The organism is Amycolatopsis halotolerans, assembly GCF_042647905.1.
In the GTDB taxonomy this organism is placed as follows: Bacteria; Actinomycetota; Actinomycetes; order Mycobacteriales; family Pseudonocardiaceae; genus Amycolatopsis; species Amycolatopsis halotolerans.
In genome coordinates, this window is the sequence record NZ_JBHRWI010000024.1 from 1 (window position 1) to 18,097 (window position 18,097).

The window sequence follows — 18,097 nt, forward strand, 5'->3', positions numbered from 1 at the left end:
TGCGTGGTCCACCCGCCGTCCGGGTGGGTGGCCGTGCCGAGAACGTGGACGCAACGGCCGCCGACCTCCACCACGAACAACACGTAGATCCGCTTCAGGGCGAGCGCGCAGTCGACGTGGAGGAAGTCGCGGGCCAGCATCGTCGATGCCTGCGTGCGCAGAAACTGCCGCCAGGTTGTGTCGTTCTGCCGGTCCGGCGCGGGAGGCGTCCGCGCCCGCTTCAGGACCCGCCGGATCGTCGAAGAACCGACCCGGCGACCAAGCTTGAGCAGGTCACCGTGAATCCTCTCGTAACCCCAGTGCCGGTTCTCAGTGGCCGTCCGTTCGATCAACTCGGCGAGCGCGATGTCGACAGGCGGACGGCCGACTCGGTGTGGATACGTCCACTTCCCGGCGACCAGACGCCGGTGCCAGCGCACGATCGTGGCCGGAGTGACCAACCGGCGCAGCCGCAATCCTGTGGGCAGTAGGCGGACCAACGCAGCAATCACCGCCCGGTCGGCCCAGTCCAGGCGCGGCTTCGGGTTGCCTCTGCGCAGCACGGCCACCTCGTGGCGAAGCACCAGCAACTCGACGTCCTTCGACGCCGACGAGCGACCGAGCAACACCAGCAGACCCACCAGCCGGAGGAAGAGCAGATACAGCAAACGCAACGTCACGACTGGCGATCACGCCCTGCCCGACACGTGTCTGTTTCCGCAGGTCGGGCGCGTGAACCGACTTCTGGAACCCCCGCAGGCACAAGGACTGCTGTGCGCTTTCCTCGGCCAGTGCGTCTACTGCTGGGACGGTGCCCCTCGTTTCTTCGCTTCGGCGGTGAGGTGGCAGCCTGTCTCCACGCGGACGGTGGTGTTTACGGCAGTGCCGAAGTGCAGGAGTGCGCCGTCGGGTTTGCCGTAAGCCACGTCGTGGTCGCCGGGCCGGTTGGTGAAGACTTTAGGGGCGGAGTTGAAGCCGTAGCCTGCGGCGATCTGCCCGACCAAGGCTTGGGCGCGAGGCCAGTCCGCGTCGGGAAGGTTTCCGGACGAGTCCCAGCGGGGCAGCCTGAGCGTCTGGCCGTCGGAGTCGAGTCCCGGGTAGTCGTTGCCGCAGGTGCTGCCGCTGAGTTCTCCTCCTTGCTCCCAGGTGCGGCCGAATTCGGCGGTGAGGCGGTCGCGGATGGTCTTGGTCATCGTGGTGTAGGCGGCTTGGGCCTGGTCGATGTCAGGGCGTTGCATGAGCTGGTCGTAGGCGTCGGACACGCTGGGTCCTTTCTGTCCACAGCCACCGGTCACGGCGAGCGCCAGTGCGAGCGCGGCGAGGCGGGCGACAGTCAGCGTGGCCGGACGTCGGGTACGGGATCGGTGCGGGGGCATGAGGGATTTCTACCGTCCGCCGGGCATGCGGTACTCGAAGCCCGGCTGGTCTTGGAGGGTGAGCTGTGCGGGGGTGTCGGCGACGACGGCGGCGATGTTGTGCTGGCTGGTGGTGCCGGGGCGCAGGTACTGGTCGACGCTGGAGTGCCCGCTGGTGGCGTCCAGGGGCGGTCCGTCGGCCGGGTATGAGCGGTCGGTGGACATGTGGTGCACGCCGGGCATGTCGACGGGGTCTTTGCCGAACCAGCCGGACGTGGCAACCGGGTCGCCGTCGTTTTTGAGGACGTAGGACTGGCCGGGCGGGACTTTCAGGTCGGTGATGTTCCCGGTGTCGATCCCGGGCGACCCGGCGAAGATCGCCGCGTCGGCTCCGGCGTGGCGCAGCGCGATCCCGGTGGTGGTGGAGCCGTAGGAGTGCCCGAGTGCGACCTGCCGCGCCGGGTCGCCCTCGCGTGAAGCGTCCAGGCCCTGCAGGAACGGTGCCAGTTTGCCCGCTCCCGCCTCGGCCTTCCCCGTGCCCAGCACGTCGACCGACTGCGGCGCGTCGTATCCCATCCACGTCACCGCCGCCGATTTTCCGCCGTGTCCGTACCTTTCCGACAGGTCGTCGGCATCCTGCCTGATCTGGTCCATTCGCTTGTCGTAGTCAAGGAGATCGCCATTGACGGAGGAGCCGAACCCTCCAGTGAAAGTGACGATGTTGCGGGCGGTGTCCACGTTCCCGGACGCGACCGCCGCTTTCAGGTGGTCTCCGCCGCCGTCTAGCACTAGCAGCTGCCGACTGCCCGGCTGCGCCAGCGCTTTGCCGACCTTGTCCAATTCGGACAGTCGTCCGTCGATCCGGTCCAACTGGCTTTGCAGGTCGTGGTGCTCGGTCTGCTGCTGCGGGTCGGACATTTTCAGCCCGTTCATGCGTCGCTGGATGTCCTCTCGCTGCCGGCGCAGATCGGTCTCTTGCTGCGCCAGCACCGCCCGGTTCGCCCGGTCCCGGGCCGAGCCCGGCAGCCCGTCCATCGCGCCGACCGTCCCCGGGCGGTCTCGGATGAGGATGTCGCGCTCGGCTGGCGTGAGAGTGGCCCACCAGGCCGAGGCTTGCGACGGCGTCGCGTTCGGCGGCGGTTCGGACGCGGTGATGCCGGGCGCCGCCAGCCCGTCGGCGGCCGCGGCGGCCACTGTGGACTCGTTTCCGGTGCCGAACTGGCCCGCCGCCGCGCGGTCCAGCACCGACGCGAGATCGGCGTCGAGGTCGTTGGCGGTCCGCAGGATCTGGGCGATTTCGTCCACCAGTTGGGTATGGATGCGTTCCCGGTCGTCGGGGTTCAGGTCGGGCGGCGGCTGCTTCCCGGCGTAGGCGTCAGCGATCCCGCCGGCGTCAGCGATCGCGAATCCGTATTTGCGGGCCAGCTCGTCGGCATTGTAGATCGCAGACTGAACCGCCACGATCGCGTCGGAGGCCTGCCCGACCGCCTTGCCCAGAGCAGCGGCACCGGCGGCATAAGCGTCCAGGGCTTGCATGTGAGTTTTGTGCTGAGCGGCCGCGTTGTCGGCCGCGGGCCCGCTCCAGCCCTCGACGGGCACGATCTTGCCGTAGTCGTCCCCGTCGTGAATGAGGATCTGCGTCCGGATCTGCAAGACCGAGAACACCTCGTCCAGCGCAGCATGGTCCCAGGCCCGGACATCGGCCAGCGACACCATCAGCGCGGCCCCCGCATCGTCGGCGCGGACGGGAACACCCCTGCCGCCTCGTGGTCGCCGCGCTCGTAGCGACCGGCCGCATCGCCGAGGTGCTCGCCGAAGCGCTGCGCCTGAGCGCACCACTGCGCGAACGTCGTCGACAAGGACTCCCGGCAGTGTCCGGCCGCGGCCGCGGCCTTTCCGCCCCGTACCGCCCCGCCGATCCGTCCCACCGGTTCGGCGCAGTCCGCCTCGCGCAGCCTGCCCGCCTTCTCCCCGGCCGCTCCGGCCGCCGCTCTCAACGCGTCCGGCACCGCTCTGAACCCCATCAGACCCCTCCCGTAGTCAGCCCGTCACGCTACGGGAGCAAGGACAGCGAGATCAACCTTGCTACCCCCCGAGCGGGGCACCTACCTGCACAAACCACGCGCACCTACTCACCAGGCCTAAGCAGAACTACTCAATTCCACCCAGGTCCTGCGTCATGGTTCGCTCTCGTGGGGCAACGGCGGCCCTCGCGGCGACGAGCGAGGCCCACGCGACGGTTCAGGCACGTCTTCAGGGTCCCGTTGATCCGGTGGATCGACAGCGGACCGACCGGCCACCTCACCGCCGCGATCTTCCCTAGCCCGGTAGACCGCGATCAGCTCGTTGTGCTCCTCGGTCGCGTCAGGCAACCGGGGGTGCCGAGGGCTGGCGACGAACGAGAGGCCCAGCAGTCCGCACCAGCGGGTCGCGCTGCACGAATCGGGACCGTTGTCCTCGCTTCCCCGGCGGCACCACCGCATCACTCCTCGGGCTGGACGCCGGGTTTGTCAATCACGATGGGTTTCCTCGTTCCGTTCCATTATTTCTCGCACGGCCGTCGCCCGGCGAACCACTTCCGGCCATTGCGGGCTGTTCAGGTACTCGGCGTCGGGAACGTCCCCGAGTTCGTCGATCAGCGGGCCGAGCATCTCCCCCAGCCGAGCCAGCGGAATCTCTTCGTCGGCGTAGATCAGCTCCCCGACGCAGCCGGGCGCGGGGGACGGAAGAATCGGCGAGTCGTCGAAGAGGGAGTGCACTGCCAAATCGAATTCGTCGTAGTAGTCCGGGTGCGGGAATTCACGCCGGATCCACACTCGTTCCTGGTAGTCACGGTCCGACAAACTGACGATCGCGGAGACGATCTGAGTTCTGATCCCAGGGAAGCGAATCCCACTCATGTCAAGAGACTTTCCATCGGGCCAGGGCATCCCTCGAAAGCGTGCGCACGACCTTCCAGTCGGCCGAGGACTCCAGCGAGTCCACGTGCCACAGATCCTCGTTCTTACGACCGCTCATGTCCATCAGTTTCTCGTCTATCGCATCCAGTATCGCGATGGCAGAACTCGTGATCAGGCCGGATTCGGCAAGCTCTGGCACAAACCGCCGCATCGCATCGAACTCCAGAGCCAGTTCGTCCGCGGACGGGTAGGTCCGCAGATCGCGCAGGTAAGCAACCTGCGCAGCGGCCGGTTCCGCCAGGTGTTCGACCGTTCGAACCAGGGACCGCAGCTGCGAACGGGCTTGCTCCGAGGTCATCGGATGGTCCTTTCAAGGTCTCCGTTGGCACCGACGACCCTCCGGCACGGCTCGGGTCCGTGGTGCCCGCCGCCGGGATGCCACCGGATCTGAGGTCCGGTCGGGTTTCCGCGATCATGGTACTCGCGAGCGGGAGCGGTCCCCAGGCTCGCTCGGTCGCCGCGAACTGGGAATTCTCCCCGCGCGTCATGCCAGGGATTCGCACGCCCCGTTGGAATAGCGGAGACCGCCTGAAATCGGTGGCGATGCTGTCCCGCAGCGGCATAAGCTTTCCAGCGCGGGGAACGGCATGGAGTAGATCAGCGGCAGATCACTCGGCTCGTAACCGGGAGGGCGCGGGTTCGAGTCCCGCCTCCATGTCCATCCTCCGCGTCTTGGAGTAGTTCAGCAGGCAGAACACCCGGCTCAGGTCCGGGAGGGCGCGGGTTCGAATCCTGCCTCCAAGTCCTTGAGAGCAGGGGGAATCCACATGGGACACACCGCGTCGGAGGGGTATGCCTACGGGCAGCTGGAACGGGCTGTGCACACCGCCGCGGCCGCGAAGGACGGCGCGACGCGGCAGCGTGCGCGGGCGAAAGCGGACCGGTGGCGGGAGGTCCTGGCCGGCATGGCCGACGGCTCCCTCCGGATCGGCTCGCGGGTTCCGGTCGCGGGCACTCCGGCTTGGGTGACCCTCGAAGTCGCGCACGGCGGGTTCGCCACCGGCCGTTTCCTGGCCGAGGTCCCGCTTTCCCCTGCCGAGGTCGCCCTGTGCGCCGACGGGCCGGGCACGACCGACCGCGAACGGCTCAACCTCTGGTATCTCACCGACGCCGGGCTCGGCACGCTCCGAGCCATGCTGGCGTCCGAGTCTTACCGGATCGAGGTTCCTGAGGATGCCGCGCTGCCGGTCGTGGCGTGGCTGCTGGACCACGGGCACGCCGAAGCCGCGCTCGACCTGGTCGCCGAGCTTCGTCCGTACCTTCGTCGCCTTCGCCTGGCCCCGCTGCCCGGCGCGGCACCGCGACCGGCGGGCGCGTTGGTGCGGCTGAGCACCGTCGGCGAGGTCCGGGGATCGCTGGGATCGGCGAGCACCCCGCCCGCGGTCGCGGCGATGCTCGAAACGCTGAAGGTGTGGCACCCGCTGTTCGACCGACTGGTCGCGCTCTGGTGCGACACCGTGAAGGGCGATCTGCCGCGGCTGGCCGAAAATGACGTCACCGGCGGCTGGCCGTGCCGTACTTGGCCTGCCGACTGGACGCAGCGCCGCGCCCAGTGGCTCGCGGACTACGCGAGCGCGAGCGCCCGGCACACCGCGTCGAAAGCCCACACCCATCCGAAGAGCAACTTCGCCCGGCTGCACCGCGCGTTGCTGGCATGCGAGCGCGACAGCACGGAACTGACCGGACGGGACGTGGGCTGGATCCGCCGTGCCCTGGCGAACACGGTCACCAAGCACGGCGAACCGGGCTCGGAACCGCGGGCGGCGCTGCGGGCGCTGCAGGCCGCGGTCGCCGCGCGGCCCACCCACGCCGCACTCGCCGCCGCGCTGGCCGAGCGACTGGACCGCTTCCCCGCCGACGGCGGGCTGCCGTCGATCGAGGCGGTTGCCGGGGACGCACCGGCCCATCTGGTCGCCAAGGTTGCCCGTGCGCTGGAGGCCCCGATCGAGGAACTGGTCGCGCGCAACGTGATCACCTCGGCCGACGTGCTCGCGACGGTCCTGCCGCAGATCACCGCGCAACTGCTGGCCGCGAACTTCGACAACGAACAGCTCTCGACGCTGTACGCCCAGACTTACGCGGCCTTCCGCCGCCGGCGCAGCCTGCTGCTGCTCGACCTGGAACACCAGATCCGCATCGAGGAACTGCCCTGGGTCCGCGCGATCGATCCGTTGCGCGCGCGGCGGCCGGACGCCGCCCGGGCAGCCCGCCAGACAGTGGCCCAGACGGTGCTGCTGGCGCTCAACGCGTTCCCGCACGCGATCCTGCCGAACACGCTGGTGCGTGAACTTGGCGCGCTGGCCAAACAGGCCGAGCTGCCGATGCCGCTGGTGGAGGAGGTCGCCGCCGACATCTTCATGGGCCGGTTCACCGCGAAATGGCGCGCGGCGGCGGAAATCACGAGCCGCACGATGGCAGGCACGCTCTATGCCCGCTACTACGACCTGCCGCAGTCCTGGCCTTCGACGCCACGCCCGCGCCCGTTTCGCGCGCTCGCCAAGCGCACCGCCGACGAATTCGCCGACGTGTGCGTGGCCCGAGCCTCCGAAGCCCAGCCGGCGCACCGGCCCCGCTCGGTCGCCGCGAACGGCACTGTCCTGGAGCAGAGCCAGATCCTCACGACGCAGAACCTGGCAGTCTTGGTGCACACGCTGGACTTGCGAAGCCGCCTCCGGGCATCGGCGCCCGCGCTGGCCGCAGAGTCATTGAAGTGGACGGTGACCCGGCTGGCGACCCGCACCGACCATCACCACGCAGCCCTGCAAGCGATCAAGAACGCGGCCTACGCGTGGCGACAGGCGCTGTTCTTCCTGAGCTTCTGCGACGCCGACACTCAGCGCGCGACCGTGGGCCAACTCGCCGAACAGGTGACCCGAGCGGGCTTGGCCGAACGGTTTACCCCGGCAGTCACCGGCTTGGCACATGTGGTGGAGGGCGGCTGGTTCACCCCGGGCGGACAGGTGGACAGCGCGGCAGGGCGGCGCTTCCTCGGCTGGACCACTGGCAGGCACTGGTGTTTGCCGGACGCTGCCGACCATGTCCGCTAGCGCGCTGCCTAACCCCGTTCGGACCGCCGTGTACCTCCGGCACTTTTGCGTTGCCGGACCACAGGTCGACGGCACCGGGTTCTCCGATGCTCGCCGGGATACGCCGGCGGTGCAGCTTGGCATCTTCGGACTCGGCGGCAAACACCTACAGATCGCCTCGCCAGTCGCCGCATCCGCCCGGAATCCCCCGCCAAACCGCCACCTCAACCCGCACCGCCACACAGCCCAACAACACAGCCGCCGGAGCAACGTGAACGAGAACCCACCCTTAGCCCCATAAACTCTGCAGGTCACAAAGCGTCCTCCCCGCGCGAGCGGGGGTGGTCCTCGAAGCGTGCGACTCCGAAAGCACAGCCATCGGTCCTTTCCGCGTGCGCGGGGGTGGTCCCAGCGAGCCCCGGACGATCTCCGGGTCGGCGACGTCTTCCCTGCGCGAGCGGGGGTCTCGCAGTCTCGTGGCCCGAGGTGAGCGCACGCTGATCGTCTCGCGTGAACTGAGGGGTCAGATCGCATTGTTTCCGCAGCCTTTGGAGGTTCCACTCGGTGCGGGCGGACACGCGACTCGTCTTGTTCGCGGGCCGGACTCGGCGAGCGCGTTAATCGTCGTGTTCGTCGTCGGGAACCGGGTCGCCGATCCGGCGGAGGTCGATCCACAAGGTCTGGATGGGCCGGGTCGACGGTCTGGCCGGTGCGCAGGTAGGCGGCATACTCGGTCGCGGGTGCGACCACGGAAGATCAACCCTCGCCTCGTCCGTCGCGCGCTACGGCGTGATGGCGACACAGAACGGGTCACCGTCAAGGATTGGGGTCAAGGTGTAGTTCTGGTTGAGCCAGCATCCGGCGAGCTGAGAATCGGCCGCCCGCCCCGTAAATCCACGGTCGGGAAGTGCTTTCCTCCGCGCGGGCGCGGGTGGTCCCCTACGCAGGATCAACAGCAACCTGAAGGATCTCGCCTCGCTTGAGATCGGGACCGCGGTGATGCGCATCGCCAGTTGCGACAACATCGACCCTGAGGACGACGGACGCCCGCCCTGCCGAGCCGTTCGCGTCGTTCTCGACGGCACCGGGCAAACCTGGTTCGGACACGACCACAAGCCACGCAACGACCCTCACCAGCCGGCCCGGCCCGGCGAACTCCGCAAAGAAATCGAATAAGCAAGGTCAATCAACTTTGCTCAACCATTTATCCGACGTCCGGCTCGTGAATCTGCGGCATTCGCCAACGCGACGGCAAGCTCAGTTTCCGCATGCGGCGGACACGGGCGACACGACATCGGCGCGACGACGCGGCGAGGAAAGAAGATTCCCCGTCAAAACGTACCGCCACCTCAGTGTCCATAGTGGACAGAACAGCGCCTTGACCGCAGACAACCAGCCGATCCCGCGCGTCCGATCAGCGGGTTTCCGCGGCGGGCCCACCCCGGTCATACTCCCCTCAGTCGCGCATTCGGCGCGCATCGGGAGGTGTTCTCGAGTGGTGCGAAGACATTCCTTTCCGGGCACTTTCTTTTCCATCCTTTTACTCGGCGGCGGCCTCCTCTTGGGCGGAAACCAAGCCGCGGCGACGGAGGCGGTCGTCGATCTCGGCGCGTTTCCGGGCGATACCTCGAGCGAGATCGCCGGGATCAACGACAGTGGTGTCGCGGTCGGTTCTTACGACACTGGGGCCGAGGCCTCCGTCGCCGCGCGTTGGGAGCCGGGCGGCGAGGTGGTCCGGCTGCCGGTTCCCGCACCGTTTAGCAGGTCGGCGGCACGGGCGGTCAGTGCGCACGGAGTCGTCGTCGGGTTCGCCTACAACGGTGCCGGCACGCAGAAACCCGTGCGCTGGCAGCCGGACGGGTCGTTCGGCGAGTTGCGTTCGGCTAGCGGTTTCGGGTACGGCGAGGCTGCGGCGGTCAACTCCGCGGGCGTCGCGGTCGGTTTGACTATGCCGGTCAATTCCCGTGGGCAGGCGGCGCGGTGGGACATCAAGGGGAATCTGACGATGCTCCCGATGCCTTCGGGAGCCGACGAGTCGGCGGCGTTGGCGATCAATGACGGCGGGACGGTCGTCGGGACCATCCGGAATCAGGCTGTCCGGTGGGACCCTGACGGCAAGTTCGTCATACTCGCCTTGCTTCCCGGGGCCAGCGACAGCAAGGCGACCGGCATCAGTGACACCGGGATCGTCGTGGGTAGTTCTGGCGGGCGGCCGGTGCGCTGGGACGCGGACGGGACCGTCCACCAGTTGCCGGGGCTTCGTTCGCCGGACTCGGGCGGCGGCGCGAACGCGATCAACAAAGCCGGGGTCATCACCGGCAATTCCAGTGGTGCGGACGGGGTCAGCCACGCTGTGCGCTGGGATTCCCGCGGCGGCATCACGGATCTCGGTGCGCTGCCGGGGAGCCGAGGGAGCAGTGGTTCCGCGATCGATTCGTACGGCACGGTGGTCGGCTATTCCGTGTCGTCCACCGGCTCCGCGCGGCGAGCGGTGCGCTGGTCGCCGTCGGGGCAGGCGGTCGATCTGGGCCGTTCGCTGCCCCGGTTCGAGTCGGCCTCGGCGAGTGCGGTCAACGCTCGCGGGCAGGCCATCGGGAGTTCCTGGAAATCCGGCGGCAAGCTCCACCCGGTGCTCTGGTCCCGCGACGGCCGCATGACCGACCTCGACCCGGACGGGGACACCCGGTGGGCGAGTGCGATCAACGACAGTGGCGTCGTCGCGGGCACGGACGGCTCCTGGGCGATCCGCTGGAACCCGGACCGGACCGTCACGCGGCTCAAGACGCCGAGCGGAAACGCCTGGTCCAGCGCCGCGGGGATCAACGACAGCGGAGTGATCGTCGGCCGGACGGCGCAGCGGTTCCGGGGAGCCCGGCCGATCCGGTGGAACGCGGACGGGACTTCGACCTACCTGCCCAAGCTGGACGGCGACTTCACCGGCGGAGCCACGGCGGTCAACAACCGGGGAGTGGTCGTGGGGCACTCCGGCCACCGGGACGACACCTCCCGGCACGCGCTCCGCTGGGCGGCGGACGGGACTCTCACCCCGTTGCCCGGCCTGCCATTGGCCGGTTACACCGCGGCCCTCGCGGTCAACGACCGGGGCGAGGCGGCTGGCTATACCGCTCATCGCCCGGCGCGGTGGAGTGTGGACGGCAAGCTCACTGTCCTCGCTGTTCCCGCCGGCGCGACCCATGCTGAGGCCACCGGGATCACCGGTGCCGGAGAGGTGGTCGGGTGGGCGGCCTTCAGCTCCGGCGTTCCGGACCGGGCGCTGCGGTGGAGCGCGGACGGGACCCTGACCGTCTTGCCGTCCCTGTCGGGCGGGGCGTCGGCGCGAGCGTTGGGGGTCAACGCGCGCGGGGACGTCATTGGCAAGTCCGACAACTGCGACCATCAGGTGCACGCGGTGCGCTGGCCCGCACGCTGAGGCGTCGCTGCCGGTTCTGGCGGACATTCCGGCCTGGGCGGGATCGGGTGACCGTCGGTACCGGCCGGATGCCTGGCGTGCGTGCGGGGCGGGTCCCGGGCGGGCATTGGCTCGTCCGGGAACCGGTCAACCAAGGTTGGCACCCACGATCCAAATGTCGTATTCCTCAGTCGTCACCCCGCAAATCGCCCGGCCGTCCATGGACATCGCCACGAATTCAGGCTCGCCGGGATAGCTCGCCAGGTGGCGCGCGAGGGAAGAGTCTTGGCCACGGCGGACGTGCGCCCACGGCAGAGTCCCCAGCTGACGGACTCCGACGCTGAGCAGAAAGTCCCCTCCGGGACCAAAGACGCCGAAGTCCGCGGCCGTCGACACCCAGCTCCGCTCAACTTCGCTGAGATTGTTTCCCGTCTCGAAATCGTGTGGCACCCGCACGGTCGGAACAGCGTCTCCGCTGATGACAACTCGCCACGCGTCCATCGGAGGGGGTACGGCGGAAGAATAACTCGCTTCCACCACGACAAGACCTGATTCGCGAAGCATTTCATTCCGGAGCTCGAATTCCGGACGACCGTCGTGCACACCTCATAGTACCCCGTCGCCAAGATCGAGAGCGGTGTCCGAAATCCGCCAGCGCGCCCGGCCCCGCCCAGGCACGCTCGACTCCTGTGGCTGTCGAACTCTCCCCGTCCTCCGAGCAGATCCGCGTGCGCCGGGGGTTGCTGCTCGCGGTGTTGCTGTCCGGGCAGTTCATGGTCAATGTGGACGGTGCGGTGGTCAACATCGCCGCGCCCGCGATCCGGACCGGGCTCGGCACTGGGGAAGGGCCGGTGGCGCTGGTCGTCTCGGGCTATCTCATCGCCTACGCGGTGCTGCTGGTCACCGGGGCGAGGCTGGGGGCCACGCACGGGCGGCGGCGGATTTTCCTGTGGGGGCTGGCTGGGTTCACCGCCGCGTCGCTGGCCTGCGGGGTCGCGCCGGGGATCGGCTGGCTTGTCGTCGCGCGGTTCCTGCAAGGGGCGGCCGGGGCGCTGATGGTGCCGCAGGTCCTGAGCGGGATCCAGACGCACTTCACCGGGAGCGATCGGGGCCGGGCGCTGGGGTACTACGCGGTCGCGCTTTCGGGCGGGGCCGTTGCGGGGCAGGTTCTCGGCGGGCTGCTTGTCTCCGCCGATCTCTTCGGCACCGGTTGGCGGTCCGTCTTTCTGATCAACGTCCCGGTCGGGGCGGGGCTGCTTTTGGCGGCGCGAAAAACGTTGCCCGCGGACAAGCGGGACGAGCGAGGCGCGCTGGATCTGCCGGGCGCGGCCGTGCTGTCGACTGCAGTCTTGCTGGCGATCGTGCCGCTGGTGCTCGGGCGCGAGCATGGCTGGCCGACGTGGATGTGGCTGTGTCTCGCGGCGAGCCTGGTGGTGTTCGGCTGGTTTGTGCGCCACTGCCGGGCAGCCGTCGCGCGTGGGAGGCGTCCGTTGGTCGCGTTGGATGTGGTCGCGGATCCGATGGTACGCAACGGGTTGATCGCGCATGGTCTCACCACCGCGACCTATGCCGGGCTGTTGTTCGTGCTTGCGCTGTACCTGCAGCAAGGCGTTGGCTTCGGACCGGCTGCGACCGGGCTGGCCATGGTGTCCTGGGTTGCCGCCTTCGGGGTGGCTGGGCTGGCGCTCCCCCGTCTTCCCGCTCGCTGGCGCCGGTTCGCGCCTACCGCTGGGTGTCTTGTCCTCGCTACGGCCTATGCCTCGTTGTGCATTCACCTGTCGATCGCCGGGCGTCCTGGGCCGCTGTTGATCGTGTTTCTCGGGATCGGCGGGCTTGGCCTCGGGGCCAGTTCGAACTCGCTGATCGACCGCGTCACCTCGACCGCCCGGCCGGATCGCGTCGCGGATCTCTCCGGTGTGCTCAACACTAATGCCCAGCTGTGCGCCGCGCTCGGGGTCGCGGGGGCGAGCACGGCTTATCTTGGACTCCCCTTCGCGACGACCCCTTCGTTCGCGACGGTGCTGGGCGGGTTCGCTGGGCTTGCCCTGATCGCCGCAGTCGTCGCGCTCGGCACGGAAAGGAAATGACATGCTCGCCGCAGCTCTGTTCGATCTCGATGGGACACTTGTCGACACCGAACCCCGCAGCCAAGCCGCGTGGCGTCGGTTGTTCCGCGCCCACGGGGTCGGGTTGGACGAGTCGTTGCTCGCTTCGTTCGCCGGGCGTCCTGGCAAGACGGTGCTGGTTGAGAACCTTCGGCTCTTCCCTGACGGGTCCACAGTGGACGGGCTGTTCGCCGAGGCGATGTCCTACGCGACCGACGTGGCCGAACCGATGCCTGGAGCTGTCGAGCTGGTGCGTGCGCTGCATGAGATTGACTGTCCGATCGGGGTGGTCACGTCGGGCACTCGCGACTATGCGCACGCCGAGCTGAACGCGCTCGGGGTGCGGGCGCTGTTCGATACGGTCATTACTGCTGAGGACGTCTCGCGCGGTAAGCCTGATCCTGAGGGCTATCTCCTCGGTTGCGCACGGTTGGGCGTCGAACCTGCGCGGACCGTTGTGTTCGAAGACGCTCCTGCTGGGATTACCGCGGCCAAGGCTGCGGGGACGTTCTGTGTGGCGATCGGGGCCGACGGTTCGGCTGCCGATCTGGTGGTCGCCGATTTGACTGAGGTGCGGGTGCCGTTCTCGCTGGAGTTTGACGGGATCTTGTGACGGCGGACGGTTTTCTTCGCTGCGCTGACGAAATTCCCACGGCGTCCGGTGCCGTTTCGCAGTGTTTGGGTTGGTGCTGCTATTGGCGCCGTCGGATTCGAGGTGCTGAAGCAATGCGTCGGACCGCTTGCGCCAGCGCACGCACAGCTTGGTTACCGGCCAGCGCGGGGTACTCCAGCATCACCCGTTGCAGTTCTCCCGCGATGAACCTCGTCCCAGCGTCCACGAATTCGTCGACGGAGCATTGCAATGTGGTCTCCAGATAGGTCGGAGTCGCCCGGAGGGAACCGCGATCGAACTCGAAGGTGATGAGTTCGGCGTTCTCGGTGAAGTCGACCTTCCAGACCCCGCTTCCTTCTCGAGCGGACCTCATCGCATTCCGTACGCTGCACATCGCGTCGAACAGCGGAATCCAGCCCCACGAAGGCCCGATTTCGACGTCGGTGTGGGAGATCGAAAGCTGGCCGAGGAAGTAGTACCACCTCAGATCGTTCTCGGAAACGGAAGTCAGGTCTTCACCCTGGGTGCGCTCTCGTCCGTGCGGCGAATAGACGGGACTGGGCGAGAAAGAGATTTTCACGAGGCCCCTCCCTTGAACGAGAGCCCGGACAGCGTCAGGCGCGGCCAGGCATCAAAGCGTGCGTCAACTGCTCAAGCAACGTACTGGTGTCAGCGGCGACGGCGACAGCTGACCCCGCCGGGTACGCGGCCTTGACGGCTCGGGTCTGTCCACGCCGCTGCTCCCCGAGGTCGACCGTGACCGACGCGCGGTGGAGCCTGGCGATCGTCGGGTCGAGCAGGATCGCGGCGGCCAAAGGATCGTGCAGCGGAAAAGCCGGTAACTTCCCCGGTACGGCAAGGAGTATCGCCGCCATGCGCCCCCACAATCGGTCCTGATCCGTGGCGAGGCGTTCGAGCCACAGCCGGGTGACGGTGGCCTTGCGGGTCACGTCGAGAGGGACCAGCGTCAGGTCGAACCCGGCCGCTGCGACCTGGGCGGCTGCTTCGGGATCGTGCCACACGTTGCTCTCGGCGTAGTCGCTGATGTTGCCCTTCACCTCGAACGCGCCGCCCATCGACACCACGCGCCGGACCAGGCGGGGCAGTTCGGGTTCGGAGTCCAGGGCGATCGCGACATTGGTGAGCGGGCCCAGGGTCAGGAGATCTTCCGGGTGGGCGAGATGAAGCGGCCGGGCGAGCGGCTCCGACGCCCCTACCGCGACGGGCGTCGACTGATCACCCGCGATCTCGAGGGCCCGCACGCCATTGTCGGCCGCGGCGGTCGCGGATACGTTGCCGTGCACCGAACCCACGCCGACGATCTCGACGCCAGGGGTGCGGGCGAGGAGAACGAGGGCAAGCGCGTCGTCAACACCGCCGTCCTGATCGACGATGACGGTGGTCGTGGTTGCCATGGGACATCTTCTCCAGAAGCCCGCAGGTGACGCAATTCTTCTACGCCGCCTGCGAGCGTGCTACGGCAGAGAGCCTCCCTAGGGACCACACCCCCTTGACAGGTCGTTTCATCAGACAATACGTTCTTGTCGCCAGATGAAACACCCTCAGCAAGGGAGGCCGCTCGGATGGTTCTCGACACCGCCTACTTGCTCCGCCGGGCGGGGGCCTCGTATCGGGGCCTCACGGCGGTCGACGACGGGCGTACGGCGCGTACCTTCGGCGAGCTTCTCGACCGCGCCGAGCGGGTGGCCAATGGCCTCGACAGCCTGGGCATCCCGGAAGGGGCGAGGGTCGGGATCCTGTCCGACAATCGCACGGAGTTCGTCGAGGCTGACTGTGCTCTCGCACTGGGGCGGCGGGTTCGGGTGGCGCTCAACGCGCGGCTGCATCTGGAGGATTTCCGTTACGTAGCCGAGGATGCCGGACTGAGAGCGCTCTTCTTCGCGCCCAGGTTCGCGGCGGAGGCGCACGCGCTGGCCGAGGAATTCGGGATCCTCGTGATTCCGTTCGAGGAAGACAACAGCTTTGAACACTCGTACGAGCGGCTCATCGCGGAAGCGAAAGCCGAGCCGGTCTTGCGCGACGGCGATCCTGAAGGCGCGGCCTGGATTTCCTACACCTCCGGGACAACGGGGCGGCCCAAGGGAGTCGTGCTGTCGCATCGGGCGCTGCGTGAGGTGGCGTTGAATCTGCTGCTGGAACTGGCACCGGTTCGTGAGGGCGAGCAGATTTTGCTTACCCAGGCGGTTTCGCACGCGTCGGGGTATTTCGTGTTGCCGTATTTGATCAGCGGGGCAGGTGTGCACGTCATGCCCAAGTTCGATCCCGACGAAGTGTGGCAGCGTTCCCGCAAGGGGCATTTCCGTACGCTAAAAGCGGTTCCGGCGATGCTCGAACCGTTGCTGGACGCGGCGCACGGCGAGTGGGGTTTCGAGACGATCGTCTACGGGGCGTCGAGCGTGGCGTTACCGGTCCTTGAGCGCGCGCTCGATCGGTTCGGGCCGACGTTGGTGCAGGACTACGGGCAATCCGAGGCCCCGATGACGATTACCTGCCTCAGCAAGTCCGATCATCTTGACGCGCAGGCGAGACAGTCCGCGGGGCGGCCTTGGCGGTCGGTGGCGGTCGAGGTGCGCGACGGGGACGGACGGGTCGCGCGGCCGGGCGAGATCGGGGAGGTTTATGTGCGCGGGTCGCATTTGATGTCCGGGTATCACCGCAAACCTGAGGCTACGGCCGCGGTTCTGGTGGACGGGTGGTTGCGCACCAAAGATCTCGCGCGGGCGGACGAGCGCGGGTTTGTTCATCTCCAAGGGCGCAATGACGAAATGATCAATTCCGGCGGGTACAACATCGCGCCTCGCGAGGTGGAGAACGAACTGTCGGCGCACGCGGCGGTCAGCGAAGCGGTCGTGCTCGGCCTTCCCGACCCGCGCTGGGGCGACGCGGTCACGGCGGTGGTGCGGTTGCGGGACGCGCAGTCGGCGTCCAGCCAGGAACTGATCGAGTTTGTCCGGCCCCGGCTGGGGATTCGCACGCCGAGAAGGCTCGAGATCTGGGACGCCATTCCGCGCACGCCCTACGGGAAGGTCGACCGGGTCGAATTGCGCGACAAGCTGATCGGAGGGTTCGAGTGAACACCGACGACATTGAGATCTTGGGCGTGGGGATGCATCCCTTCGGCCGGTACACCAACTCCTCGCTGAAAGATCTCAACCGCGTCGCGTGTGTGTCCGCGTTGGTTGACGCGGGGCTTGCGGTGCGCGACATCGACGCGGTCTACGCGGCCAATGCGATGGCAGGGTTGCTGCAGGGGCAGGAGATGATCCGCGGTCAGTCGGTCATGCGGGAGATCGGGATCGAGCGCGTCCCGGTCACGAATGTCGAGAACGCGTGTGCGAGTGGGTCGACTGCGTTGCGGCAGGCCATCTTGGCCATTCGCGCCGGGTCGGCGGATACAGTGCTGGTCGCGGGCGTGGAGAAGATGTTCGTGGAGGACCGTTCCCGGACACTCGCGGCATTGGAGTCCGCGGGTGACCTCGATGTGGTGTCCGGGATCGGGCTGCAGTTCACCGCGGTTTACGGGATGCGGCTGCGCAAGCTCATCGCGGCGGGCAGGCTGACGGTGGACGATCTGGTCGCGGTTTCCGTCAAGAGCCACGCCAATGGCGAGCGCAATCCGTATGCGCAGCACCGGAAAGTCGTCAGTCCTGAGGAAGTGCTGGGTTCGCGGCCGATCGCTGATCCGTTGACGTTGCTGATGTGCAGTTCCATCTGCGACGGTGCGGCGGCGGTCGTGGTGGCGCGGTGTGGGGCGATTCCCACCAGAAAGCCGACTGTCCGGATTAGAGCGTCGCAAGCGGCAACCGGGTACACGACCACCGGGAACGAGCCGTCGTTGACCGAATTGTGCGCGGCTGCGGCGTATGCGGAGGCGGGGTTCGGGCCGGAGGACGTCGATGTCGCCGAAGTACACGATGCGATGGCTCCGGCCGAACTCATCGCGTACGAGCAGCTCGGCTTCTGCAATCCGGGCGACGCGGGCGCGCTGCTCGACAGTGGCACGACGCAGATCGACGGCTGCCGGCCGGTCAATCCCAGCGGCGGGCTGTCGTCGCGCGGGCACGCGGTGGGGGCGACCGGATTGGCTCAGATCGCCGAGTTGATCTGGCAGTTGCGTGGCGAGGCGACGGGACGGCAGACCCAGCGTCCGCGCATCGGCCTCGCCCACAACAACGGCGGCTGGCTGGAGGGCGAGTCAGCCGTCTCGTGCGTGCATTTGCTGGAGAGGACCGATCCATGGGATTGAACGCCGCTTTGAAGGTTCCGACTACCGCGGAGAGGCCGCGCGACAACGGGCACGCGCTCGTCGGCAGCCGTTGCGGACAATGCGGCGCGGCGTCGTTTCCAGCGCGCGCCGTCTGTCATCGATGCGGGACGGCCGCGCCCGCCGAGCACACGTTCGCAGCGACCGGCGTGCTGCTCACCTACACAACCGTGCACGTCGAGCGACCTGGGCTGCCCGCCCCGTACACGCTCGGTCAGATCGCCCTCGACGACGGCGGGCCGATGGTGTTCGGCCAGGTCCGGACGGACGGGGACGGGCTTGAGGCCGGAATGGCCGTGCGCGTGCGGATAGGCGAGACGCCGCGCTACTGGTTCGTGCCCGAGCGTTTCGCTGGTTGATACGGT

Annotated in this window: 14 protein-coding genes, 2 tRNA genes and 1 pseudogene; 9 read left to right on the plus strand and 8 right to left on the minus strand. The window is 67.9% G+C overall.

Annotated features, from left to right (window positions below; translation table 11 throughout):
- The 6 genes and pseudogenes from ACFORO_RS20285 to ACFORO_RS20310 form a co-directional block, all read right to left on the minus strand.
- Positions 1 to 659 (minus strand): annotated as a pseudogene (locus tag ACFORO_RS20285) (integrase core domain-containing protein); the annotation flags it as partial.
- Positions 660 to 776: 117 nt separating this feature from the next.
- Entirely contained in the window at positions 777 to 1,355 is a 579-nt protein-coding gene (locus ACFORO_RS20290; RefSeq protein WP_354736346.1) for an LppA family lipoprotein, read from the minus strand.
- Between the two features lie 9 nt (positions 1,356 to 1,364).
- Complete coding sequence (locus tag ACFORO_RS20295) at positions 1,365 to 3,050, minus strand: alpha/beta hydrolase (RefSeq protein WP_377871363.1); 1,686 nt, start codon at positions 3,048 to 3,050, stop codon at positions 1,365 to 1,367.
- On the minus strand, positions 3,050 to 3,358 hold the full coding sequence (locus ACFORO_RS20300; RefSeq protein WP_377871364.1) for a hypothetical protein: 309 nt from the start codon (positions 3,356 to 3,358) through the stop codon (positions 3,050 to 3,052). The genes ACFORO_RS20295 and ACFORO_RS20300 overlap by 1 nt, the downstream gene beginning before the upstream one ends.
- A 486-nt stretch (positions 3,359 to 3,844) precedes the next feature.
- A complete protein-coding gene (locus tag ACFORO_RS20305) occupies positions 3,845 to 4,234 on the minus strand; it encodes an SCO4402 family protein (protein WP_377871365.1) in 390 nt (129 codons plus the stop codon).
- 1 nt (position 4,235) lies between these two features.
- Positions 4,236 to 4,592 carry a hypothetical protein gene (locus ACFORO_RS20310; RefSeq protein WP_377871366.1) on the minus strand — a complete coding sequence of 119 codons (357 nt, stop codon included), beginning with the start codon at positions 4,590 to 4,592 and terminating at the stop codon, positions 4,236 to 4,238.
- Positions 4,593 to 4,880: 288 nt separating this feature from the next.
- Here ACFORO_RS20310 and ACFORO_RS20315 point away from each other — a divergent pair.
- The 6 genes from ACFORO_RS20315 (at position 4,881) to ACFORO_RS20340 (ending at position 13,447) form a co-directional block, all read left to right on the plus strand.
- Positions 4,881 to 4,955, plus strand: a tRNA-Thr gene (locus tag ACFORO_RS20315).
- A gap of 10 nt (positions 4,956 to 4,965) precedes the next feature.
- A tRNA-Leu gene (locus ACFORO_RS20320) sits at positions 4,966 to 5,038 on the plus strand.
- 23 nt (positions 5,039 to 5,061) lie between these two features.
- Positions 5,062 to 7,341 (plus strand): hypothetical protein, encoded by a 2,280-nt coding sequence (locus tag ACFORO_RS20325; protein ID WP_377871367.1) that lies wholly within the window; start codon positions 5,062 to 5,064, stop codon positions 7,339 to 7,341.
- Between the two features lie 1,540 nt (positions 7,342 to 8,881).
- Positions 8,882 to 10,750 (plus strand): hypothetical protein, encoded by a 1,869-nt coding sequence (locus ACFORO_RS20330; protein WP_377871368.1) that lies wholly within the window; start codon positions 8,882 to 8,884, stop codon positions 10,748 to 10,750.
- 668 nt (positions 10,751 to 11,418) lie between these two features.
- Positions 11,419 to 12,816, plus strand: a complete 1,398-nt coding sequence (locus ACFORO_RS20335; RefSeq protein ID WP_377871369.1) for an MFS transporter — start codon at positions 11,419 to 11,421, stop codon at positions 12,814 to 12,816.
- Between the two features lies 1 nt (position 12,817).
- A complete protein-coding gene (locus ACFORO_RS20340; RefSeq protein WP_377871370.1) occupies positions 12,818 to 13,447 on the plus strand; it encodes an HAD family hydrolase in 630 nt (209 codons plus the stop codon).
- 79 nt (positions 13,448 to 13,526) lie between these two features.
- Here the strand turns inward: ACFORO_RS20340 and ACFORO_RS20345 are convergent, their stop codons facing one another.
- Together ACFORO_RS20345 and ACFORO_RS20350 are read right to left on the minus strand one after the other, a co-directional pair.
- A complete protein-coding gene (locus tag ACFORO_RS20345; protein ID WP_377871371.1) occupies positions 13,527 to 14,027 on the minus strand; it encodes a hypothetical protein in 501 nt (166 codons plus the stop codon).
- A 34-nt stretch (positions 14,028 to 14,061) separates the two neighbouring features.
- Complete coding sequence (locus ACFORO_RS20350; RefSeq protein WP_377871372.1) at positions 14,062 to 14,862, minus strand: nucleoside hydrolase; 801 nt, start codon at positions 14,860 to 14,862, stop codon at positions 14,062 to 14,064.
- Between the two features lie 168 nt (positions 14,863 to 15,030).
- On the opposite strand from ACFORO_RS20350, the gene ACFORO_RS20355 reads away from it, so the two are divergent.
- Genes ACFORO_RS20355 through ACFORO_RS20365 form a run of 3 tightly spaced genes read left to right on the plus strand, consistent with a single transcriptional unit; the run spans position 15,031 to position 18,091 of the window.
- Positions 15,031 to 16,542, plus strand: a complete 1,512-nt coding sequence (locus tag ACFORO_RS20355) for an AMP-binding protein (protein ID WP_377871373.1) — start codon at positions 15,031 to 15,033, stop codon at positions 16,540 to 16,542.
- Complete coding sequence (locus ACFORO_RS20360) at positions 16,539 to 17,714, plus strand: thiolase C-terminal domain-containing protein (RefSeq protein ID WP_377871375.1); 1,176 nt, start codon at positions 16,539 to 16,541, stop codon at positions 17,712 to 17,714. Before ACFORO_RS20355 ends, ACFORO_RS20360 begins: the two co-directional genes overlap by 4 nt.
- Entirely contained in the window at positions 17,705 to 18,091 is a 387-nt protein-coding gene (locus ACFORO_RS20365) for a Zn-ribbon domain-containing OB-fold protein (protein WP_354736319.1), read from the plus strand. Before ACFORO_RS20360 ends, ACFORO_RS20365 begins: the two co-directional genes overlap by 10 nt.
- Positions 18,092 to 18,097: the final 6 nt, after the last annotated feature.